General features: G+C 67.8%; 20 protein-coding genes and 3 pseudogenes. 13 read left to right on the top strand and 10 right to left on the bottom strand.

Going from position 1 to position 21,399, the window contains the following annotated elements; all coding sequences use genetic code 11:
• Positions 1–41: 41 nt before the first annotated feature.
• A complete protein-coding gene (locus KIV56_RS18585; RefSeq protein ID WP_281534580.1) occupies positions 42–386 on the bottom strand; it encodes a metal-sensitive transcriptional regulator in 345 nt (114 codons plus the stop codon).
• A gap of 139 nt (positions 387–525) precedes the next feature.
• Between KIV56_RS18585 and KIV56_RS18580 the strand changes: the two are divergent.
• Together KIV56_RS18580 and msrA are read left to right on the top strand one after the other, a co-directional pair.
• Positions 526–2,388: pseudogene (locus KIV56_RS18580) on the top strand (DEAD/DEAH box helicase).
• Between the two features lie 228 nt (positions 2,389–2,616).
• Complete coding sequence (msrA, locus tag KIV56_RS18575; RefSeq protein ID WP_281534579.1) at positions 2,617–3,132, top strand: peptide-methionine (S)-S-oxide reductase MsrA; 516 nt, start codon at positions 2,617–2,619, stop codon at positions 3,130–3,132.
• A gap of 155 nt (positions 3,133–3,287) precedes the next feature.
• On the opposite strand, the gene KIV56_RS18570 is transcribed toward msrA, so the two are convergent.
• Positions 3,288–3,983, bottom strand: a complete 696-nt coding sequence (locus KIV56_RS18570) for an NUDIX hydrolase (RefSeq protein ID WP_281534578.1) — start codon at positions 3,981–3,983, stop codon at positions 3,288–3,290.
• Between the two features lie 158 nt (positions 3,984–4,141).
• Here KIV56_RS18570 and KIV56_RS18565 point away from each other — a divergent pair, with 158 nt between their 5' ends.
• The 3 genes from KIV56_RS18565 (at position 4,142) to KIV56_RS18555 (ending at position 5,803) form a co-directional block, all read left to right on the top strand.
• Positions 4,142–5,071 carry a hypothetical protein gene (locus KIV56_RS18565; protein WP_281534577.1) on the top strand — a complete coding sequence of 310 codons (930 nt, stop codon included), beginning with the start codon at positions 4,142–4,144 and terminating at the stop codon, positions 5,069–5,071.
• Positions 5,072–5,073: 2 nt separating this feature from the next.
• The gene (locus KIV56_RS18560) at positions 5,074–5,436 is read left to right on the top strand and encodes a GntR family transcriptional regulator (RefSeq protein ID WP_281534576.1); all 363 of its coding nucleotides are present in this window, start codon (positions 5,074–5,076) and stop codon (positions 5,434–5,436) included.
• Between the two features lie 70 nt (positions 5,437–5,506).
• Positions 5,507–5,803 (top strand): PGPGW domain-containing protein, encoded by a 297-nt coding sequence (locus tag KIV56_RS18555; RefSeq protein WP_281534575.1) that lies wholly within the window; start codon positions 5,507–5,509, stop codon positions 5,801–5,803.
• Positions 5,804–5,822: 19 nt separating this feature from the next.
• Here KIV56_RS18555 and KIV56_RS18550 read toward each other — a convergent pair whose 3' ends face one another.
• Positions 5,823–6,368: a TetR/AcrR family transcriptional regulator gene (locus KIV56_RS18550; protein WP_281534574.1), complete on the bottom strand. Its 546-nt coding sequence runs from the start codon at positions 6,366–6,368 to the stop codon at positions 5,823–5,825.
• Between the two features lie 278 nt (positions 6,369–6,646).
• Between KIV56_RS18550 and KIV56_RS18545 the strand changes: the two genes are divergently transcribed.
• The 3 genes from KIV56_RS18545 to KIV56_RS18535 are packed head-to-tail and all read left to right on the top strand — an operon-like array spanning position 6,647 to position 8,501.
• Positions 6,647–7,243, top strand: a complete 597-nt coding sequence (locus tag KIV56_RS18545) for a DUF6230 family protein (RefSeq protein ID WP_281534573.1) — start codon at positions 6,647–6,649, stop codon at positions 7,241–7,243.
• A 32-nt stretch (positions 7,244–7,275) separates the two neighbouring features.
• Positions 7,276–7,737 (top strand): DUF6114 domain-containing protein, encoded by a 462-nt coding sequence (locus tag KIV56_RS18540; protein WP_281534572.1) that lies wholly within the window; start codon positions 7,276–7,278, stop codon positions 7,735–7,737.
• Positions 7,734–8,501 (top strand): hypothetical protein, encoded by a 768-nt coding sequence (locus tag KIV56_RS18535; protein WP_281534571.1) that lies wholly within the window; start codon positions 7,734–7,736, stop codon positions 8,499–8,501. Before KIV56_RS18540 ends, KIV56_RS18535 begins: the two co-directional genes overlap by 4 nt.
• Before the next feature lie 74 nt (positions 8,502–8,575).
• Here the strand turns inward: KIV56_RS18535 and KIV56_RS18530 are convergent.
• The 3 genes and pseudogenes from KIV56_RS18530 to KIV56_RS18520 all read right to left on the bottom strand — a co-directional run bounded on the left by KIV56_RS18530 (position 8,576) and on the right by KIV56_RS18520 (position 11,269).
• Positions 8,576–9,854: pseudogene (locus tag KIV56_RS18530) on the bottom strand (MFS transporter).
• 27 nt (positions 9,855–9,881) lie between these two features.
• Positions 9,882–10,688 (bottom strand): PspA/IM30 family protein, encoded by an 807-nt coding sequence (locus tag KIV56_RS18525; RefSeq protein ID WP_281534570.1) that lies wholly within the window; start codon positions 10,686–10,688, stop codon positions 9,882–9,884.
• On the bottom strand, positions 10,685–11,269 hold the full coding sequence (locus KIV56_RS18520; protein ID WP_281534569.1) for a hypothetical protein: 585 nt from the start codon (positions 11,267–11,269) through the stop codon (positions 10,685–10,687). The genes KIV56_RS18525 and KIV56_RS18520 overlap by 4 nt, the downstream gene beginning before the upstream one ends.
• Before the next feature lie 273 nt (positions 11,270–11,542).
• On the opposite strand from KIV56_RS18520, the gene KIV56_RS18515 reads away from it, so the two are divergent.
• Both KIV56_RS18515 and KIV56_RS18510 read left to right on the top strand, forming a co-directional pair.
• Entirely contained in the window at positions 11,543–13,615 is a 2,073-nt protein-coding gene (locus KIV56_RS18515) for a PAS domain S-box protein (RefSeq protein ID WP_281534568.1), read from the top strand.
• Positions 13,500–14,822, top strand: coding sequence for a putative bifunctional diguanylate cyclase/phosphodiesterase (locus KIV56_RS18510; protein ID WP_281534567.1), 1,323 nt, complete (start codon positions 13,500–13,502; stop codon positions 14,820–14,822). The genes KIV56_RS18515 and KIV56_RS18510 overlap by 116 nt, the downstream gene beginning before the upstream one ends.
• Positions 14,823–14,841: 19 nt before the next feature.
• On the opposite strand, the gene KIV56_RS18505 is transcribed toward KIV56_RS18510, so the two are convergent.
• The 3 genes from KIV56_RS18505 to KIV56_RS18495 form a co-directional block, all read right to left on the bottom strand.
• A complete protein-coding gene (locus KIV56_RS18505) occupies positions 14,842–15,552 on the bottom strand; it encodes a hypothetical protein (protein WP_281534566.1) in 711 nt (236 codons plus the stop codon).
• Between the two features lie 146 nt (positions 15,553–15,698).
• Positions 15,699–16,322: a response regulator gene (locus tag KIV56_RS18500; RefSeq protein ID WP_281534565.1), complete on the bottom strand. Its 624-nt coding sequence runs from the start codon at positions 16,320–16,322 to the stop codon at positions 15,699–15,701.
• Complete coding sequence (locus KIV56_RS18495; RefSeq protein WP_281534564.1) at positions 16,319–17,551, bottom strand: sensor histidine kinase; 1,233 nt, start codon at positions 17,549–17,551, stop codon at positions 16,319–16,321. Before KIV56_RS18495 ends, KIV56_RS18500 begins: the two co-directional genes overlap by 4 nt.
• Before the next feature lie 224 nt (positions 17,552–17,775).
• Here KIV56_RS18495 and KIV56_RS18490 point away from each other — a divergent pair, with 224 nt between their 5' ends.
• Both KIV56_RS18490 and KIV56_RS18485 read left to right on the top strand, forming a co-directional pair.
• Positions 17,776–18,846 carry an ABC transporter permease gene (locus KIV56_RS18490; protein ID WP_281534563.1) on the top strand — a complete coding sequence of 357 codons (1,071 nt, stop codon included), beginning with the start codon at positions 17,776–17,778 and terminating at the stop codon, positions 18,844–18,846.
• Positions 18,843–19,527, top strand: a pseudogene (locus tag KIV56_RS18485) (ABC transporter ATP-binding protein). The gene KIV56_RS18490 and the pseudogene KIV56_RS18485 overlap by 4 nt, the downstream one beginning before the upstream one ends.
• Positions 19,528–19,555: 28 nt before the next feature.
• On the opposite strand, the gene KIV56_RS18480 reads toward KIV56_RS18485, so the two are convergent.
• The gene (locus KIV56_RS18480; protein ID WP_281534562.1) at positions 19,556–20,338 is read right to left on the bottom strand and encodes an SDR family oxidoreductase; all 783 of its coding nucleotides are present in this window, start codon (positions 20,336–20,338) and stop codon (positions 19,556–19,558) included.
• A 157-nt stretch (positions 20,339–20,495) separates the two neighbouring features.
• Between KIV56_RS18480 and KIV56_RS18475 the strand changes: the two genes are divergently transcribed.
• Positions 20,496–21,347 carry a Cof-type HAD-IIB family hydrolase gene (locus KIV56_RS18475; protein ID WP_432432577.1) on the top strand — a complete coding sequence of 284 codons (852 nt, stop codon included), beginning with the start codon at positions 20,496–20,498 and terminating at the stop codon, positions 21,345–21,347.
• Positions 21,348–21,399: the final 52 nt, after the last annotated feature.

Raw genomic sequence — 21,399 nt, 5'->3', positions numbered from 1 at the left:
ACTTCTTTCTGGTTCCTTATAGTGAATGGGTGAGCCGTGGCTCAGGACCGCACGAGCCGCGCGATGGCGTCGAAGGCCTCTTTGACCTTGGCGTCGGCCTCGTCGCCGCCCTTGACGGCGGCCTCGACCACGCAGTGGCTGAGGTGGTCATTGAGCAGGCCGAGAGCGACCGCTTGCAGGGCGCTCGTCATCGCCGACACCTGGGTGAGGATGTCGATGCAGTACTTGTCGTCTGCGACCATGCCCTGCAGCCCGCGGGCCTGGCCCTCGATCCGGCGGAGCCGTTTCAGGTAGGCGTCCTTGTTGGACATGTAACCGTGCGGCCCGCTGTGCGGGTCAGCACTCACCTCGGTCGAACTGACGCCCGTTGCACTGACATCCGTCATCGCACTGTCCTCCTCGTCGGATCCTGATACCCCCTATGGTACACCCGATACCCCCCTATGGTACGTTTTGCGCCTGATTCGCCCCGATCACCCGGTCGCCCAATAGGGGGGTGAGCTTCGACCGACTACCTTTGATAACATGACGCCTCCTGATACAACAGCGCCGAGCGAGGCAGCAACTGCCCTCGTCGCGAAGACCTTCTCCGAGCTCGGCCTGACCGATGCCGTGCTCAAAGCCCTCAAGGACGTCGGGTACGAAACTCCCTCGGCCATCCAGGCCGCGACCATTCCCCCCTGCTCGCCGGCCGCGACGTCGTCGGCCTCGCCCAGACCGGCACCGGAAAGACGGCCGCGTTCGCGCTGCCGATCCTCTCGCGCCTCGACATGGCGCAGAAGAACCCGCAGGCCCTCGTCCTCTCCCCCACCCGCGAGCTCGCACTCCAGGTCTGCGAGGCCTTCGAAAGCTACGCCTCGCACATGCGCGGCGTGCACGTCCTCCCCGTCTACGGCGGACAGGGCTATGGCGTCCAGCTCTCCGCGCTCCGTCGCGGCGTCCACGTCGTCGTCGGTACTCCCGGTCGCATCATGGACCACCTCGCCAAGGGAACCCTCGACCTGTCCGAACTTAAGTACCTCGTGCTCGACGAGGCCGACGAGATGCTCAAGATGGGCTTTGCCGAGGACGTCGAGACGATCCTCGCCGATACCCCGGAAGACAAGCAGGTCGCGCTGTTCTCGGCGACCATGCCCGCGTCCATCCGGCGCATCGCCAAGAAGTACCTGCATGACGCCGAAGAGATCACGGTCAAGACCAAGACCACGACCTCGGCGAACACGACCCAGCGCTACCTGATGGTCTCGTACCCGCAGAAAGTCGACGCGCTCACCCGCATCCTCGAGGTGGAGAACTTCGAGGGCATGATCGTCTTCACCCGCACCAAGAACGAGACGGAGACCCTCGCCGAGAAGCTGCGCGCGCGCGGGTACTCGGCGAGCGCCATCAACGGTGACGTCGTGCAGGCCCAGCGTGAACGCACGGTCGAGCAGCTGAAGTCGGGCAAGCTCGACATCCTCGTCGCAACGGATGTCGCCGCTCGCGGTCTCGACGTCGAGCGCATCAGCCACGTCATCAACTACGACATCCCGATCGACACCGAGTCGTACGTGCACCGTATCGGCCGCACCGGCCGCGCCGGGCGCAGTGGCGCGGCGATCAGCTTCGTCACGCCCCGCGAGCGTCATCTGCTCAACGCCATCGAGAAGGCCACCCGCCAGCCGCTCACCCAGATGCAGCTGCCGAGCGTCGAGGACGTCAACATCACCCGCCTGGCGCGCTTCGATGAGGCGATCACCGAGGCGCTGGGCCAGACCGCCCGCGTCGACCGGTTCCGCGACATCATCGCGCACTACGTCGAGCAGTACGACGTGCCGGAGGCTGACGTCGCCGCGGCCCTCGCTGTCGTTGCCCAGGGCGAGACCCCGCTGCTCCTTTCCGAGCAGGACGCCCGCAACCAGCGTCGCGACGAACGCGAGCGCAATGAACGCGAACGCTCCGAGCGCAGTGACTCGGGCAACTACGCGCCGCGCAACGATCGCAACAGCCGCGATAGCCGTGGTGGACGCGACGACCGTGGTGGACGCGACGACCGCTGGGACCGCGACGACCGCCCCCGCAAGAGCGAGCGCCCCGAACCGCGCCCCCGCGACAGCACCATCCCGCTGGTCTCCTACCGGATCGAGGTCGGCAAGCGCCAGAAGGTCGAGCCGCGCCAGATCGTCGGCGCGATCGCGAACGAGGGCGGCCTGAGCCGTGAGGACTTCGGGCACATCCAGATCAACCCGGACTACTCGCTCGTCGAGCCTGCCCGAGAATCTGTCTCAGGATGTCCTCGACCGTCTCGTGGGCACCCGGATCAGCGGCAAGCTCATCGAGATCCAGCCGGACAACAGCGGCCCGGTCCGCCGCGAGGACCGCGCGCCGCGCCACCCCCGCCGCGACTAGCCCCTTTCCCCGAACGAATTCGACGGAGTTTTTGGGATTTGTGCACCTCAGCGCGCTTTTGAAGCGCTTTCCGGGCAAAATCTCCGTCGAATTGGTTCGGGGCGAGCGTGCTCGGAGACCACCGGAACGACGATGGAACATCTGCGACGCCAGCGGTGTTCTATCCACTGATCAGTGGGCGACGCGAGAACGCCGCCCACTGTCACCCCAAACGTAAGTGGAGGAATCATGACTACAGAACGAGCGATCCTGGCCGGAGGATGTTTCTGGGGAGCGCAGCAGCTGCTGCGCCGTCGCCCCGGCATCATTTCTTCGCGGGTCGGCTACTCGGGCGGCGACACCCCGAACGCGACGTACCGTAACCACGGCGACCACGCCGAATCCGTCGAGATCGTCTTCGATCCCGCGATGATCAGCTACCGCGAGCTGCTGGAGTTCTTCTTCCAGATCCACGACCCGTCGACGAAGAACCGGCAGGGCAACGACGTCGGTCGCAGCTACCGTTCGGCCATCTACTACACGACCCCTGGGCAGGAACGGGTCGCCCGCGACACGATCGCGGACGTCGACGCCTCCGGTCTCTGGCCCGGCAAGGTCGTCACCGAGGTCGAGCCGGCCGGTGATTTCTGGGAGGCCGAGGACGAGCACCAGGACTACCTGGAGAAGTACCCGGCCGGGTACACCTGCCACTATGTCCGGCCGGGCTGGCGCCTGCCCGCCCGCACGGAGACATCCGTCGTCTAACGCCTGCGTCGGATAGGGCGTGGCGTTGCCCCGGTGATCTGATCGCCGGGGCAACCCTCGCCTGCGCCGCGATGGCCGGTGCCACGAGCGCCGGAGACGCCCACTGTCCCGACTCGGTCACGGTCTGGGACGGGTGCCGGCACTCTGGCCAGGGGTCAAAGGTCAGGACGCACGGTCCTGGACTCATCCCAGGACTCGGCCCAGCCGAGCTCGTCGAACATCCGTGAGAGAACGATTGCGGTGAACCCCCAGATGAGCCGGCCGTCGACCGTGAAGGCCGGCGACCGATACGTGGCTCCCGCGAAGGTGTGGGCCGTGCTCACGCGATTGGCGGGGTCGAGCAGGTCTGCGACCGGCACCCGGAAGACGTCAACCGTCTCCAGGTGATCAACCGCTGCCACCTCCGACTCTCGCGTCCACCAGGCCGGCACCGGGGTCACGAGGTGGTTGCTCACCGGCACGGGCAGTGCCGGCAGGGTGCCGAGCGGCTCGAGACCCTCCGGGTCGAGGCCGGTCTCCTCGACGGCCTCCCGCAGCGCGGCCGCGATCGGGCCGGCGTCGGAGGCTTCGAGCCGTCCGCCCGGGAAGGCGATCTGCCCCGGGTGGCTCCCGAGCGTTGCAGCACGACGCAGCAGCAAGACGTCGAGGTCGCGTGGGACCTGCTCCCGAGCGCGTCCGATCCTCGAAGATTGTGCCGGCGAAGAGTCGAGCACCCCGAAGAGGACCAGCACCGCAGCGTGCCTGGCCTGCGTCGAATCCGGCAGGGCGCGGGTCACTCCGGTGCGCCAGTCCAGTCCCCGCTCACACAGCGCCGCGAGCTGACGTCGGGGGTCATCCGTCGTGGGTAACATCTTGCCAGCCTACAAAGCAAGCTCGCCCGTGACGTGCCAGCTCTCTCTGTGAACGGACGCGCCAACGTCGATCGAAGATCCGCCGCCCCCGCATCTGCGCCGCGCCCATCCGGCATTGTACTGCTACATTGATGGGACGCACGATCAACGGGGGCCGCATGTCATTCGAGTTCGTCTTTGTCTGGATCATCCTCGGAGCGATTGCGCTCCTGGACATCGGCTTACTGCTCTATGCCCAGACCGAACGGTCCCGGGATCGCGTCTTCCTCCAGTTCTGGCAGAAAGCCGGCCTCCCGGTGCAGAGCGATGACATCGCACGCGCCATTCGCACACGGCTCCGGGCCAGGAGCACCGCGGCACTCGTCGGCGCCCTCGTCGGACTGCTGGGGTCTGCCGCCGTCCTCGTGCTCCAGCCGTCCCTGGCCTCGTCCACTTTCATCTGGCTCGTCGTCCTCCCCGCCACCCTGATCGGCTTCTCTGCCGTGGACGTCGCCGTCGCGTTGCGCGAATCGCTCTTCCGTCCGCCCGTGGACGCCCCTCGTCTGGCGAGGCCGACGATTGTCACGCTGAGCGACTATGTGAGTCCCTGGCGGCTGCGTGCCGCTCCACTCCTGGTTCTCCTGGCGTTCCTACTCACAATCGCGGGCATCCTGCTCGGGCTCGCCGGCACCGTCGACCTCGGCGCGTTCCTGGGCAGCCCCGCTCTTCCCGTGCTCGCCCTCGCATCTGCCGTGCTCATCGCGGGCATCGCGGCGAGCCGCAAAGTGCTGATGCACACCCAACCCGCAACCACCGAGCTCGAACTCGCCTGGGACGACGCGTTCCGCGGGGAAACCTTGCGTTCGCTCCTCCTGTTCGAGACCATCATCGCGTGGCTTGCCGTCGGCGCAGTCAGCCTCGGCATCCTGAACGGCTGGGATGCACTTCGAGGAACGACGTGGAGTATCGGCCTCGGGCCACAGATCTTCAACTGGGGCTACCTGGCGATCCTGCTCTGGTTCGGCATCGGCAGCGCAACGGGCCGTTTCCGGCGTCGACTCTGGCCCGATCTCACCGCATCGCCGGCCGACCCCGCGGCAGCAGGCTGAGCATGCTCGTCATCGACCCCCGCTCGGCGATCCCGCCGTTCGAACAGGTGCGCGCCCAGATCGTGGAACTCGTGCGCACCGGCGGCCTGCAAGCGGATGCCCGCCTCCCGACCGTGCGGAAGCTCGCGGCCGACCTCGGCATCGCCCCCAATACCGTGGCGAGGACCTATCGCGAACTCGAACGCGCCGGAGTGGTGATCACCCGTGGGCGCCACGGCACGTTCATTGCGGCCGATACCCACTCCGACCGGCAGCGGGTCGAGAACGTGGCATCCGCTTTCGCCAGGGAAGCGCGGGCCGCGCGACTCAGCGACGACGACGCGATCGAGCTCGTGAAGAGGGCACTCAAGTCCGACCGGGCCTAATACACACCGCACACACGGCACCGGCTCCCACCCCTCCCGACAGCCCAGCCGGGTCGGCTACACTCGGCGCATGCCGGTCAGAACCGTAGCCCGCTCCGCCCGCGACCTCATCGGTCGCAACCGCACCGTCGACCGCGTCTACCGCACCTCCGTCGGCGTCATCGGCGGGGGAACCGTCGTGCTCGGCATCGTGCTCATCCCTCTCCCCGGGCCCGGCGCGTTGATCAGCCTCGGCGGCCTCGCCCTGCTCGGCACCGAATTCGAGGGCGCGAAGAAGGTCAGCCACACGGCGAACGACCTCGCCAGGCGGGGTGCTGCCAAGGTCTCCCAGCTGCGTCACGACCGCAGGGACACTCGCCAGCACTGACCGGGACCCGCGACGAACGTCAGTCGAGAGCGATCGCGTTCTGAGGGTCGACGGATGCCGTGATCGCCGTGACGCTCCGTTCCAGAAACAGGACGATGTCCTCTGAGGGCATCTCCGTGTTGAGCGCGAGGTCGACGAGGATGTCCTCGGCGAACCCGACCCAGGAACGCAGGGCGAGACGAAGCAACTCGGAGTCTTCGACTCCGAGTTCCAGGAAGACAGAGATCACGCGATCCGCCTGGGATGCCCGTGCTTCTTCCAGCACCTCGCGCACCTCGGTGTCCCCGCTCGCGACACCGCGCACGAGTGAGAAGAATGTCCCGCGGTAGTCGCGCACGAAACGAACGATCCGGGTCAGGGTGTCGCGGAGCCGCTCGAGGGGCGGCAGTTCCGGGGCAGGCTCGGTCGCGTTCAGCATGGCGTCGCGCGCCGTGCGCACCACTTCGCGGTGCAGGCCCTTCTTCGATGTGAAGTAGTGGAACAGCAGCCCGCGGGACACGCCGGCACGCGCGGAGAGGTAGTCGATGGTGAGGGCTTCCAGCGGCTGGTCCGCGAGGGATTTCACTCCGAGCGCGACCAGTTGGGCCCGGCGCTCATCCGGAGTCAGCCGCGTTCGCCGCTCCGGTTCCATGGTCCGAGCATATCCGCGTTCCGCGGCGGACGGTCCTCGGCGCCCCTCGAACCGCCCGTTCCGACTCGAATGCCCGGTTAGCGCCGCAGGGAAAGCGTTGCCAAACCGTGATGTCTACCAAATCAGGCTATTAGTACACTCGTCAACAGCGCTTATTGGTTGGCGAGTCAATAACGACCTGCCGGACTGTTTGCCCAGATCAAGGAGGATCTATGAAGTTCACCAAGCTCACCGGCTCCCACGCCGGACGGATCGTGCTCGCCGCGGTTCCCGTGGCCCTGCTGTCCACCGTTCTCATGGCGGGGGTCGCTAACGGCGCCGTCCCCGTCTCGTTCGCCGTGTCGGGAGGCCAGTTCAAGATCAGCGCATCACAGCTCGACGGAACTGGATTCTCGCAGTACGGCGGTGTTGCGAAGGACGGCAAGACCGGGGCATACCACCCGGTCGCGATCGCCAACATCGGCACCGCGAGCCTGGCCGACCTGTGTCAGTCCGTCGTGGCCGACACGCCTCTGGGCAAGGTCGGCCTGCTGATCGGTGCGGGCGGCGGCGGCAAGCCGGCGACCGCAACCGACCTGCAGATCGGCATGACCGACCTCAAGGGAGACGCAACGTTCGGCAACATCCGCATCGGCGTCGACGCTGCCTCAGTGAACACAGCCGCCAAGGGCACCGCGGGCGACTTCGCCCAGGATGCTGCCACGATCAAGGTTGCCGGGCTCCAGCAGACGGCGTGGAGCACCCAGGCCTCGGTGTTCACCCTGAACGGCATGCACCTGCAGTTGACCAACGGAACTGAGTGCTTCTAATCGAAGCACCCCGTCACCACGGAGGAGAGCGGATGAAAACCAGCACGTGGGCCACATTCACTGGCTGGTGCCGTCAGAGACCGTTCGTCGGTGGCATCCTCGTCGTGCTGGCCGGAGTGGAGATGTTCTTCTCCGGCCAGCTCGACGTCGGCTCGATCCACGTGCAGGTCGGGGTCGAAGGCATGCAGGCCATGATCATTCCGGTGATCGTGGTGCTTGTGGGCATCCTCGCAATCGGGATGCCCGTCCACCGGATCTTCTACGGTGTGATCGCGCTGGTGTTCTCGATCTACTCGCTGGTCGGCGTCAACCTCGGCGGGTTCTTCGTCGGCATGGTCCTGAGTGCGGTGGGCGGCATTCTGGTCGTCGCCTGGATGCCGAAGCCCACCAGGGCGGGAACCGCCGTCGAGCTGTTCGCGAGCCCGGTCGACGAGCCCGCAATCCAGTTGGGCGAGCTCGTCGAAGAACGCTCGCGTCCGCGGCGTGCCCTGTGATGCGCCGCCGCGAGACCTCCCGCGATCTGCGACCGCGCGTCGTCGGCGTCTGGCTCGTGCTGTCGCTGTCGGCGATCGGGGCTGCGGCGATTCCGGCGCCGGGCCAGGCCGTGCCCTGCGATCTGCTCCTCGTCGACTGCGGCGTCCCGACGCCGACGCCCGCGGCGACGACTTCGCCGACCGCTGACCCTGGCGTGGCGGATGCGATCCCCACCACCGTCCCGACATCTCCGGTCGATCCGGTGCCTGTCGTTGCACCGATCCCGGTCCCCACGACCGGGCCGACCGTGGACGTCACGGCTCCGGGCCTGATCACTCCGGCCGCAGCGGCGGTCGTCGCCGCGCCAGACCCGAACGCACCTGTGTTCGGCAACCCGGCGGCGCAACTCGGCGCATCTTCGATGACCATCACCGGGCTCACCTCGGTGACGGTCGTGACCGTGTCGCACGCAGACGGTACCTCAGCGCCCGTGCTCAGGATCATGGCCGATGACATCGTGCTGACCGACGCCGTCATCGACGTTGGGGCGGCGTCCGGGTCCGGGCTCGTCACGAGCTCCCCGCGGATGGAATTGCGCGGCAACGTGCAGGTCTACCTGGACTCGATCACCACGACGCTGGCCGACGGGACGAGCGTCACCTTCGGACCGGCCACTCCCCCATCGGGCGGGCTGCCATCGGCACTCGGCACAGTGACACTCGGGCTCGTCGGCACCGTGGCGGATTCCATCGGCTACGGCCAGGCGCACCAGAGTGTGAGCTGACGCCGCCGACCAGAACAGGGCCGGTCACGTGAGGTGACCGGCCCCGGGCGCATTCCCTTTGCCTCGGCCGGAGGTCAGCGCGCCTCGGGTTCCTGTGGCGCGGCATCCGCCGGCAGGGTGCCGATGGTGTCGGCCGGATCGTGCTGGCGCCGGCTGGCAAACAGGAACGGGATGCCGATCACCTCGATGAGGCCGCCGATCACGAGCGACGTTCCGTAGCCCCAGAGGTCGGCGGCGCGGCCGAGTGCCGGTTGCACGAAGACCCCGCCGAGGCTGCCGAAGAGGGAGTCGAACGATAGCACCGTCGCGCGCTGCTTCGACGGGATCATGTCATTGAGGTACGCCTGCCGCACCGGGCCGGCGACTGCGAAGACGAACCCCCAGAGCACCAACAGCACGATCGCGAGCCAGAAGAGGCTGGTGAGTCCGAGAGCGAGGAGCACGATGATGCTCGTGACGGATGCCCCGATCACCGTGGTGGTCCGCCGGTGGAACATTCCCCGGATCCGCGGGGCCAGCACCCCACCCGCGACCTGCGCGAGCGAGAGCACGGCAGCGGCGAGACCGGCGATCGAGTACGCCGTCGGGTCGCCGGAGAGCACGAGCAGGTAGGGCTGCAGGGCGTAGAACGCGTAGACCCCGACCCCGGAGGCGAAGGGCGCGGACAGGATCACCCACCGGACCGAGCGCTTTCGGAGGCCGTGCTCGATCGACTCGGCGAGAACGGTCCTGGTCGCCTTCAGCGGTCCCTGGGATCGATCCGGAGTGAATCCGAGGTCCTTCATCACGACCGCCGCGAACACGAGCATCACGACGAGCACCCCGGCGCGCAACAGGAAAGGGACGCCGAGATTGGTCGCCTGAGCGATCACGCCGCCCAGGACCGACCCGGTGAACATCGCGATGCCGGTCACGACGAGTCCCCCTGCCGAAGACCGCCTCGAGACCGTCGGTGTACCCGCTGAAGGCCAGCGCATCGACGAGCCAGGCATCCACCGCGCCGGAGAAGAACGTGAAGCCGAGCCCGAGAAGCACGGACACGAGCGCCCACCAGCCGAAGGGCGCGTGCCAGAACCACAACAACCAGTAGAGCGCGGTGGTGACCGAGAGCGTGATCGTGCCCAGCAGGTAGGACGCCTTCCGCCCGACCGTGTCCGCGACGACCCCGGTCGGTATCTCGAAGAGCACCATCCCGGCGGTGAAGAATGCGTTCGCGGCGAAAGCCTCGAAGTTCGACAGGCCGGCGTCGAGCAGGAACAGGGTGTTGATGCCCCAGATGAACGACGCGGCCAGGGTGTTGCCCAGCAGGAGGGTCAGATAGATCCTTTGCACGCGCCGCGCCGCGGGGTTCATGGTCGACCTGGTTCCTCCTCTTCTGCCTCAGGGTTCCCGCCTCGGGTTCGGTCTCAGGGGGCGTCCGGCCCCTGCCCGATGCTCAACCACGCGTCCGGTCCCCCGCGCGCCGGGCGCGCACGGCCGTCGGGTTGTGCGGCGCGGGCGTTCTTCAGGCTCCTGAAGCTGGCGCTCGACGGATGCCTGGCGCACCCCCGCGGACAGCTGCCGGTCAAGGTCCGCGTCCGCGGGCGCCGTGAGATCGTTCAGCACGCCTCGGGCGAGCAGCTCATCGGTCGCTGCGGCGCGCGCCTGCATCTGCGCGACCCGGTCCCTGGCCCGATCGAGGTTGGCGCCGACGTCACCCAGATTGGAACCGATGCCGGCCGCGGCCTCATTCGCCCGGGCCTGGGCCTCGGAAGCCGCATAGGTGGCCTTGAGAGTCTCCTTCTCGGTCCGGAAGGCGGTGACCCGTTCGGACAGACGCCGCTCGTTGTCCTGCAACTGCGCCTGCTGGCGTTCGAGCGAGGCGTATTGCTCACGAATGGCGCCGACCTGGGTTTCGAGGTAGGAACGCCGTTCGAGAGCGGTCCGGGCGAGGTCCTCGCGTCCCTGGTCCAGGGCCTCCTGGGCCTGGTCGGCCAACCGTTGGTACCGGGCGCCCATCTCCTGCCCCTGCAGCTCGATCCGTTTCTTCGCCGTCGTCACCTCGGCGAGTCCCTGCCGCACCTGCTGGAGCATCTTGAGCTGCTGCTCGTAGCTGTCGTCGAGAGCTTCGCCGGGGTCTTCCAGCCGGTCGAGTGCACGCGAGGTCTTGCTCCGGAAGATACTGCGAAGTCGAGATGAGGTGGTCATGAGTACTTCCTCCCGGTCATGTCACCGTGATCGTGCCCATTGAGTGCGTGCAGTTCCCGGACTCCGGCGTCCAGGGCTTCGACCTCGCGGTCGAGTTCCGCACGCAGCGCCAGCAGGACATCATCGGTGAGGTCCCCGCGCCCGCCGGCCACGGTCGCTCGCAGCCGACGAACGAGCCCGGCGACGTCGTCCACCCTTCGTCTAGCCAGTGGTAGTTCCTCGGCGAGCACGACGGCATCGGTTTCGCTCGTCAGCAACAGCAGTTGTGCGTCGAGGACAGCACCTTCATTCTTGATCCGGCGGAACAGGCGGGGAAGCTCGCCCCGCGGCCCGTCACTGCCCAGCGCGAGGTCCACCGCGGACTGACCGCTTCCGAGAGTGTCTCTCAGTCGGATGCGGAGTCCCACGACCTCGCGCTGCGGTCCCCGGCTCAGGGCCGCCCGGGTGCGCAGTGCCGCACGGGCCACGACGCGACTGCGACGCATGCGTTTGTACAGCATCCGCACCACGACGATCGTCGTGCCCACGGAGACGACCATGATCGCCGCCAACGCCAAAATCACCGCGGCCACCGCTGTCATGCCGGCCACCCTGCCCTTCCTGTTCATCCCAGGAGCCAGACCCCCGTGCTCCACCGAACAAAATACGCTCGGGTCCACCGAATTGTCTGTAGCTGGTGCGAATTCTGCCGATACCGGTCTCGCCGGCCATTGCCCCAAACGGGGGGCACGATGTGCGAGGATAGGTCAGGAAATCGCGGGGCCGTCGTCCCGCAGTCAGGGGCGACATGCATTGGCACACTGTCGTCACCCATTCGCCGCGGCGCGCTCTTCCCCCTGAACGCGGTTGAGCCCGTGTTCGACGTAGACCGTCTCCACGGCGATCCTCTCTCAGAGACCCGGTGGGCGGCCGACGCTCCCGCCGCCGTTCGGCTGCAGCGGCCATTCGTGCCCGCCGGTTTCGGCCTCATCGCCTATGGGACTCCCGATGGGAGGGTTCTGGGCGCCAACCTCATCGCGACCAGCCAGTTGCATCTGGTCTGGGACGATCAGCTCGGACGTACGCCCGAGGCGCAGAACTGGAATCCCATCGACGAGTGGGGTGCCCCGATCGCCCTGCGTGATCTGCCGGCGCTGTCGGCCCTGCGCACGGGAGCGCCGGTAGCCGAAACCTTGATCGGACTGTTCGTTCCCGGCGATGACACAGACCCGGCTCGTCTGGCCTGGCTCAGGATTTCGGGGATTCCGGTCGTCGACGAGGCCGGTGCGACCGTGGGCGCCTTCGCCCTTCTGGACGAGGTGACCGACACGGCCGAGGGCAGGGCGGCAACCAACACCGTGCTCGCCGGGTACCGCGCCCTCGCGGACAACGTGACCGACTTCGTGCTGCGCACCGACCTCGACGGCGTCGTGTCGTGGGCCTCTCCCTCGACGACCCGGGCGATCGGCTGGGCCCGCGACGCCCTCGTCGGAAACCCGCTGTCCTGGCTCGGGCCTCCCGGCCACCAGGCGGATGCCGCGGAGTTCGCCGGCCTGGTCGCCCGCGGAACAAAGGCGCACGGGCGCATTCGCGTGCTTTGCACGGATGGTTCCGACCAGTGGTTCTACCAGTCGTCGAGCCCCGTTCTGGCGCCGGACGGCACCGTTGTCGGGGCCGTGCACGACTTCACCGGCATCGACGAACTCGTGGCGGCCGAAAAGTCGGCGTGGACCGACCGCAAGACCCTGCACGCATCGCTGGCCGGACTGGGCGACCCGTACGTGCTCGTCCAGGCGGTGCGCAACTTCAACGGGACCGTCATCGATTTCCTGGTGGACGAGGCCAATCCGGCGGCCTGTGCCTTCCACGGGTTGCCGGAGGGGCAGTTCATCGGCGGCTCGCTGCTCAACCCCATGCCGGCGGCGATCTCCGGGGCGCTCGGAGCCCTGTGCGCGGAGGTCCTCGAGCAGGGCGTCCCCTGCCATCGCGACGGTTTCCGGGCCTCGTCACCTCACGGCAACCGGCCGGACCGGTGGTATGACTTCCACGCCGCTCCCGTCGGCGACCGGGTGTCCGTGATCTGGCGGGACGTGACGGAGCAGCACCTCGCCGTCCAGGCGCTGCAGGATTCGGAGCAGCGTTACCGGCTGCTCGCCGAGAATGCCTCCGACGTCGTACTCATGGTCGACTCCGCCGACCGGTACGTCTGGGCTTCGCCGTCCCTCGAGGAGGCACTGGGCTGGAAGCACGATGACCTGCTGAATCGCACATCCGCCGAATTCGTACATCCCGACGACGTGCCGGGCGTGCAGGCGGCCCGCGCTAGACAGAACGATGGAGTGCGGCGCCATAGTCCGTTCCGGGTCCGGCGCAGCGACGGCAGCTATCGCTGGGTCTCGACCGTCACGCGCGACCTTCACGACGCGGCAGGCCGGACCACCGGCCGGGTGATCTCCCTGCGCGACGTGCACGACGAGACCGTCGCTCGGCAGTCCCTCGAGAAGTCGGTTGAACTGTTCCGGGCCGTGCTGACGTCATCGACGACGGGCATGATCCTCTGTGACCTCACCGGACGCATCCAGGTCGTGAACGAGGCCTTATGCGCCATGCTCCTCCGTGACGAGGCCTGGCTTCTCGCCAGGTGCACAGACGAGCTGGTGCACCCGGACGACCGGGCGACCGTGATCGCGGCGCGCGCTCTCACGATCGCCTCGGCGGCTCAGACTCCCTTCAAGGAGCCTGCGCCTGGTCAGGGCCGACGGAGCCGTCATCTGGGCACGCCGGACCGCGTCGGTGATCCGGACCAGTGCGGGCATACCGGAACGTCTGGTCGTGCAGCTCGAAGACGTCACAGCCGAGCACGAATCCCGCGAGGAACTGCAGTTTCAGGCGCACAACGACCGGCTGACGGGGATGCACAACCGGGAGTGGATCCTCCGCATTCTTGAGCAGGACCTCGAGGAGTCCCGGGATTCCGGGCTGGCCGTCGGAGTGTTGTTCATCGACCTCGACAACTTCAAGCTCGTCAACGACTCGCTCGGCCATGTCGCCGGCGATGAGGTGCTCGCCGTGATCGCAGACCGGATCGCGTCCGCGATGCTCCCCCACGACCGGGTCGGACGCTTCGGCGGTGATGAATTCGTGGTCGTCGTTCCGAACGCATCCGAACCCGCGGATGTCGAACGTGTCGCGGTGAACATCACGGCCGCACTCAGCACCGAACTCTCGATCCACGGACACCGGATCATACCTACGGTGTCGATGGGAATCGCCCTGTCAACGGGCGGGTCCACCGCGGCCAGTCTTCTTCGGGACACCGACTCCGCGCTCTTCCGCGCCAAGAAGTCGGGCAGGGCCCGGTGGCAGTTCTTCGACGACACGATGCACTCCCAGGCGATGGACCGACTCACCATCGAGGACGAGATTCGGATCTCGCTTACAAAGGGCGATTTCGTCGTCTACTACCAGCCGATCGTCGCTCTCCTCGATCGCTCCACCGTCGGCTATGAGGCACTCGTCCGCTGGCAGCACCCCGTGCGCGGACTTCTCGCACCGGCCGATTTCCTCCCGATCGCCGAAGAATCCCGACTCATTCTCGGCATCGATCGATTCGTGCTCGACCAGGTTTGCTCGGTCCTGGCCGCCGATCCCCACGGTACGACCACGATCAGCGTCAACGTGTCCGCCGTCGATCTGGCCCACGAGTCCTGGGCCGAGACCTTCACGTCGACCCTCCGGAACCACGGCGTGGACCCCTCCCGACTCATCGTCGAGGTGACCGAAACGGCCGTGCTGTCGCTGCGGCCATCCACCACCGGGAGCCTCGACGCGGTCCGCGATCTCGGCGTCGGCCTGCACGTCGACGATTTCGGCACCGGATTCTCCTCAATCTCGCTGCTACGCGACCTCCCGGTCACGGGACTCAAGCTCGACGCGAGCTTCGTCGCCGGCCTCGGCGACGACAACCGTGGCGTCGACGCATTGGCGGCCGGTCTCGCGGGACTCGTTGCGCACCTCGACCTCACGGGTGTCGCCGAAGGCATCGAGACGGAGACGCAGGCGCAGACCCTCCTGTCGCAGGGTTGGCTGCACGGTCAGGGCTATCTGTTCGGGAAACCGGCGCCGTGGCCAGGACAGAAACGGCCGGCCCGGTAGCTCGAGGGCCTGGGCAGCTCTAGCCGATCCGCGACAGGCCGATGAGGACCATGTCTGCACTGTTCCCGTTCAGGCAGGTCTGAAAGACGAGGTCGTGACCGTGCGGAACGTCGCTGACCATCGCGGTTCCCGCGCTCAAGGTACCGATCACACCGGTCACCCGATAGACGCCGGCGTCGATGCCTGCAAGGCGGACCTGCGCCCCGGTCCACCGGGGGAAGAGTTCCCCGCCGCAGCCCCAGTGCTCGACGAGCATCGGCGTACCGTACCAGGCCGTCGTGTCCACGAGCCCGGAGCACAGATCGATCTCGGACTGCCGGCCGGTGAGCGTGACGGTGGACGTGAAGTCGTCGCCTGTGGTCGACGGAGGCTGGAAGGGGACGGCACCCCGGTCGACGATCGCCGGGGAGGCGAGCACGTCGACGCTGACCTCGATCCCGGAACCGTCCGCGCTGTCGAGGCCGCCCACCGACTCTGCGGGACCAGGGAGCATCTCCACTGCGGCGCTCACGACGGAAACGGGTGCTGCCGACGTTGCGGTCACGTGGCGCGCGGCTCCGAAGACGCAGACTGCGGCGATGAGCGCCGTCGCGACGCAGAAACCACCGACGATGAGGACCCGGGCCCTGACCGACTCGCTGCTGTCGCGCTGCGCATCTCTCGTGGGGTACTCCGGTCTCGGAATGCCGGCGTGCCGTGCGGCATCCGGCAGGCGCCACGGACCCGCCAAGCCTCACCGACCATCGAAACCAGTTCACGTTCACTGATCGATCAGGCTTCGTTCACCCGTTGTTTACCTTTCCAACATAGACCGTTAACCGTTGGACAGCGCGTGACCGCGCCCGTCACGTCCAGGCCGGCCATCCGAAGGCCGGATCAGCGGATGAGTCCGGCCTGGCGCGCGGCCGCGACGGCCGCCGTGCGACTCGACACACCCAGCTTGGGAAAGATATGCGCGAGATGCGACTTGACGGTGGTTTCGCTCAGATGCAGCAGCCGGGCGATATCCCCGTTGCTGTGGCCGTCTGCGACCAGCGACACCACCTCGAGTTCGCGAACGCTCAACGCGGACTGGGCCTCGCGCACCCGCGCCAGGAGCCGGGTGGCAACGGCGGGCGCGAGCGCCGACTGACCGGAGGCAGCGGCGATCACGGCGGCGATGAGATCGTCAGGCGGGGTGTCCTTGAGCAGGTAGCCCGCTGCGCCGCTCTCGATTGCGGTGACGATATCGCTTTCGGCGTCGTAGTTCGTGAGGATCAGCACGGCAGGAGCGTTCTCGAGCGCACGGATACGCTGAGTCGCCGCGGCGCCCTCGAACTGGCCCTGGAACTGCAGGTCCATCAGAACCACGTCAGGTCTCAGGCGCACGGTCTCGGCGAGCGCCTCGGCGGTCGTACCGACCGCGGCGACGACAGTGACCGATGATTCCGTGTCCAGCAGGGCGAGCAGACCGGTGCGCATGATGGGATGGTCGTCGGCGATCAGCACCCGGATGGTCATCGGGCGAGCTCGAAGCTGGCGACGACGCTGGTCCCGTGCCGGTTCCGGTCGGCATCCGCTCGGGTGCTTTCGACCGTGAGCGTCCCGCCCAGCTCAGCGACACGCTCCCGCATGGCGTGCAGGCCGAAGGTGTTGCGGGCGGCAGCGGCGCCGACAGAGGCGGGAGCGACCTGCGAGCCATGCTCGGGGTCGAAGCCGACTCCATCGTCGACGACGTCGAGAATGACTTCCGAATCGAGCCGGCTCAACGTCAGGTCGATCCGGCTGGCCTGGGCATGCTGCACGGCGTTGGCCAGCGCTCCCTGCGCGATCCGGAGCAGGGCCGTTTCGAGCCGCGTCGGCAGCAGGCCGATGTCCCCGGAGATTGTGACGTTGACCGGGACTCCACTGGCCGCACCCGTCTCGACGGCCAGCCGGCGGAGCGCCTCGACCAGCGTGGTCTGTCGCAACGCCGGCGGGGAGAGCTCGTCGATGAAGGACCGGGTTTCGCCGAGGGCCTGGGTCGCGGCATCCCTCGCCTGGCCCAGGTGCAGGCGCACTGCGGCACTCGAATCGGCGGAGCGCTCGGCCGCGTGCAGCAGCAGGACGATGCTGGAGAGGCTCTGAGACACGGTGTCGTGGATCTCTCGGGCCAGCCGGCCGCGTTCATCGAGCACGCCCGCGGCCCGCTCGGCCGTCGCGAGCTGGGCACGGGTGTCCTGCAACTCGGCGATCAGCCGGTCGCGCTCTCGGGCTTCCCTGGTGAGGGAGCGGTAGGCGAGCCCGATGACGACGGCGACCAGCGCGCCGATCACCGGGCCGATCACGCCGCCGACGTTGAATCCGCGATGCAGGCCGAACGCAATGATCGCGATCCCGGTCGCGAGGGCGACCGCTGCCGGGCCCGTCCAGCCGGGCAGAAGGTGCAGGTAGATGAAGAAAAGCGGGAAGAGCAGGTAGATCGCCTCGGGGCTGAAGGCCGTAAGCACAACCCACTCGAGGCTCAGCGCGGCCGTCCAGGCCAGTGCCCATCCGGGCAGGGAACGGCTTGGGAGGTTGTGGGCGACCAGTGTGCCCGTCGCGTAGGTTCCGAGCAACACGGCAGCCAGGCAGATGATGACCCCCGCGGCAGGCATCCCCGCCTGTCCGGCCGTCGCGACGACGAGCACGACGAGGCCGAGCACCAACAGGTGCAGGCTCACGCGCAGCCCCAGGAAGACGGAGTCGAGTCCCGAACCGTGCGCGGTCATGGCGTTGCTACTCTCACTCGGCGATCACCAGTCCACCGTACGGGGAATCGGCAGGGACGGCATCCTTCGAAAGGTGTAACGGATGCTCCGCCCTTCGTCGCCGAAGGACCGTTCCGGTGCACGATGACCGGGCGTTCGGTTCTCGGCAGAGTGGTCAGTGGCGGGCACGGGCTCGCCAGCTGCAGCCGGTCCCGTGGCGGGACCGGCGTGAAAAGGAGTCCTCTGTGTACGTAGCGTGGCGCGATCTGAGATTCGCCAGGGGGCGATTCGTCCTCATCGGAACCGTGGTGACCCTGATCACCCTGCTGGTCGGATTCCTGTCCGGCCTGACCGGTGGCCTGGCCGACCAGAACATCTCTGCGATCACCGGCCTCGGTGCCGATCGCATCGTCTTCTCCGCCCCGGTCGCGGACGCGGAGCGCAGCTTCGCCGATTCCGCGGTGACCGAAGCGGATGCGCTCCGGTGGCGCGAGCAGGCCGGGGTCCGGGAGGTGCATCCCCTGGGGATCAGCCAGCAGAAGGTGTCGGCCGGTGACAACCAGGTCGCCGTCGCCTTGTTCGGCAGCGCCTCCGGATTCGGTTCCGGAAGCGCATTGGAGAGCGGGCACCTGACCCTCCCTCGGACGGCCGCGACGAAGCTCGACGCGCAGGCAGGCGACACGGTCACCGTCCTGGGTTCCGCCTTCGTCGTAGACCGGGTCACCGACGATACCTGGTACTCACACACGCCGGTCATCTGGATGGCCCTGGCCGATTGGCAGAAGCTGGCTGCCACGACCGGCAGCGCAGGCGCCTATGCCTCCGTCCTGGCCGTGACCGCCTCCGGAACCGACTGGGCCGCCGCGGACACGGCAACCGGTACCTCCTCGGCCGGCGTGCTCCAATCCCTGACGGCGCTGTCGGCGTTCCGTTCCGAAATCGGCTCCCTGCTCCTGATGGTCGCCATGTTGTTCGGCATTTCCGCCCTCGTGGTCGGTGCGTTCTTCACCGTCTGGAGCATCCAGCGCCAACCGGACGTCGCCGTCCTGAAGGCGCTCGGCGCATCCAACCGGATGCTGGTCGGCGACGCCCTGGGACAGGCCGCCCTCATCCTCGTCCTGGGCGTCGGGCTCGGCATCGGACTGACCGCCCTGCTCGGCGCACTGGCCGGCACGGCGTTGCCCTTCGTGATCAGCCCCCTGACCACCCTCCTGCCCGGTGCGGCGATGATCGCGCTGGGTCTCGCCGGCGCTGCATTCGCGCTCCGTTCCGTCACCACCGCCGACCCCCTCACCGCCCTCGGGAGCAACCGATGATCACCCTTGACAACATCACCCTCACCTTCCCGGATGGCGACAGGAGGGTCACCGCCGTCGACGACGTGAGCCTCACGGTCGAACGCGGTTCCGTGGTCGGGATCACCGGCCCCTCCGGCTCGGGAAAGTCGAGCCTGCTCGCCGTGGCATCGACCCTGATCAGTCCGGACAGCGGGACCCTGCGCATCGGCGACGTCGATGCCACGGCCCTCTCGCTCACGGACCGGGCACAGCTGCGCCGGGAGAGCATCGGCATCATCTTCCAGCAGTCGAACCTGATTCCCTCGTTGACCGCGGAAGAACAGCTCGTCGTGATGGGGGAACTGGACGGGCCTCGCCGGGGTCGCGGGGCCCGCAACGCCGCACGCGTGCGGGCCGGGGAACTCCTCGACGCGGTCGGCCTCGCCGATCACCGCGCCAAGCACCCGGCGCAGGCTCTCGGGAGGTCAGCGCCAGCGGGTCAATATCGCCCGGGCGCTCATGAACGAGCCGAGCGCGCTGGTCGTCGACGAGCCCACCAGTGCGCTCGACCAGGAGCGCGGTGCCAGCATCCTGGCCCTGATCCTGCGGCTGACCGCGGAGTTCGACACCGCCACGATCCTGGTCACCCACGACCAGCGCCTGCTGCCGCTGATGAGCTCGGTGCACTCGATGGTCGACGGCGCGCTCTCAACGCGGTGACCGCCCGGTCTCGCGACCAGGCGGTTCGCTACCAGGTGGTGTCGCCCCGGATGATCACGTCCGAACCGCCGTCGATGAAGATGACCTGCCCACACAGGTGGGCGTTCTCCTCGCCGGCGAGCCACGCCAGGAGGTAGGCGACGGAGCGCGGTTCGAAGATCCCGTTGAGGGGCATCGGAACCATGGCGGCCATCGCCTCGCGCTGCTGCGGCGTCTTGATCATGTCGGACGTCATCGGGGTGTCCACGACCCCGGGTGCGATCGCGTTCAGGGGAATCGAGGCGCCGGCCCAGGCGTCCGTCGCCGCGTTCCGGCGGATCCACAGGGCCAGGGCGCGCTTCGTGGTGCCGTAGATCAGGGCGCCGAGTTCCTCGCCACCAGCCTCGAGCTCGGCCGCGCGGGCCAGGGCATCCGTTTCGTTTCCCGCGAGGAGCGCGGCGAGCAGGATGTCGTCCGGCGGGAAGAGCGAGGCCATCGATGCAACGGCGACGGCGCGCGGGGCCGCCGAGCCGGCCAGCAGGGGGCGCAGGCCCTCGAGCGTCGCGATGGTTCCGAAGTAGTTCACGGCCACGGTGGTGGCCGTCGGCGTGGCCAGGCCGGCGACGGCCAGCACGGCGTCGATCGTACCGCCGCTCAGTTCCGTCACCTGCTCGACGAGGGACGCGCGCCCTGCCGCGGTGGACAGATCCACGACCACGTCCGCATCATGGACATCGACGCCGATGACGGTCTCACCGCGCTCGATGAGAAGTTCCCTGGTCGCCTTCCCGATGCCGCTTGCCGAGCCGGTCACAACAGAGGTACGGGGCATGGGAGCGACCTTTCAACGGTGAATCGGGCACGGTGTCCTCGATGCATCGTGCCCCCTGGACCGGAAGCACACAAGGGCGCCGAGTAGGGCGCCGGAACAGGGGTGCACGGGGCCGGCCCGCTGTCGACGGTCCCCGTACCCCGCGCCGTCCTCGATAATGGAGAGGGTGACTCACCTCCAGGACCCCGCCGACATCCGCCTGATCGTCTCCGACATGGACGGCACTCTCCTCGATGATTCCGGTCGGGTGCCCGACGACTTCTGGCCGGTGCTCGAGGCGCTGCTCCGCGCCGGAGTGATGTTCTCCCCCGCAAGCGGACGCCAGTACCAGACCCTGCGGGAGACGTTCGGCGAGCGCGAGGGCCTCGTGTTCATCGCGGAGAACGGCACGAACGTCGTGCGCGACGGCTCGAGCATCGCGCTGGAACCCGTCGTGTTGTCCGTCATCCCCGCCATCGTCGAGTGGGCGCGCACGGCAGCCGCCACCGGCTCTGACGTGGGCATCGTCGTGTGCGGGGTTCGGACGGCGTATATCGAGCGCACTGACGCCGAGTTCTTCGCCAAGGTCAAGCCGTACTACGAGGCCCTGGCGGTCGTCGATGATGTGCTCGCCGCATCCTCTGATGACACGGTGGTGAAACTGGCCATCTACGACTTCGCCTCAGCGGAGGACCGGACCGGACCGGCCCTGCGCGGCCTCGGTCTCGAGGCCGACGTCGTCGTCTCGGGCGAACACTGGGTCGACGTGATGCGTCCAGGGGTCAACAAGGGGCGGGCGCTGATGCGCCTCCAGCACGAACTCGGTATCAGCAAGGAGCAGACCATGGCCTTCGGCGACTACCTCAACGACGCCGAAATGCTCGACGCCGCCGGCGAGTCATACGCGATGGCCAACGCGCACCCGAGCATCCGTGCCCGCGCCCGACACCTCGCCCCGTCGAACGACGACGATGGCGTGGTCACGAGCATCCTGGCAGCGTTCCCCGGTCTGTTGCAGGGCGCTCGTTGAGGTGACTGCCTGACTGGATGACTGGCTGACGCGGTGTCGGCCGGGTCCGATT

It is taken from the genome of Cryobacterium breve (assembly GCF_027594785.1).
Taxonomy (GTDB): domain Bacteria; phylum Actinomycetota; class Actinomycetes; order Actinomycetales; family Microbacteriaceae; genus Cryobacterium; species Cryobacterium breve_A.
The sequence above is the reverse complement of the archived record's forward strand: the minus strand, read 5'-3'. Positions and strand labels throughout refer to the sequence as shown.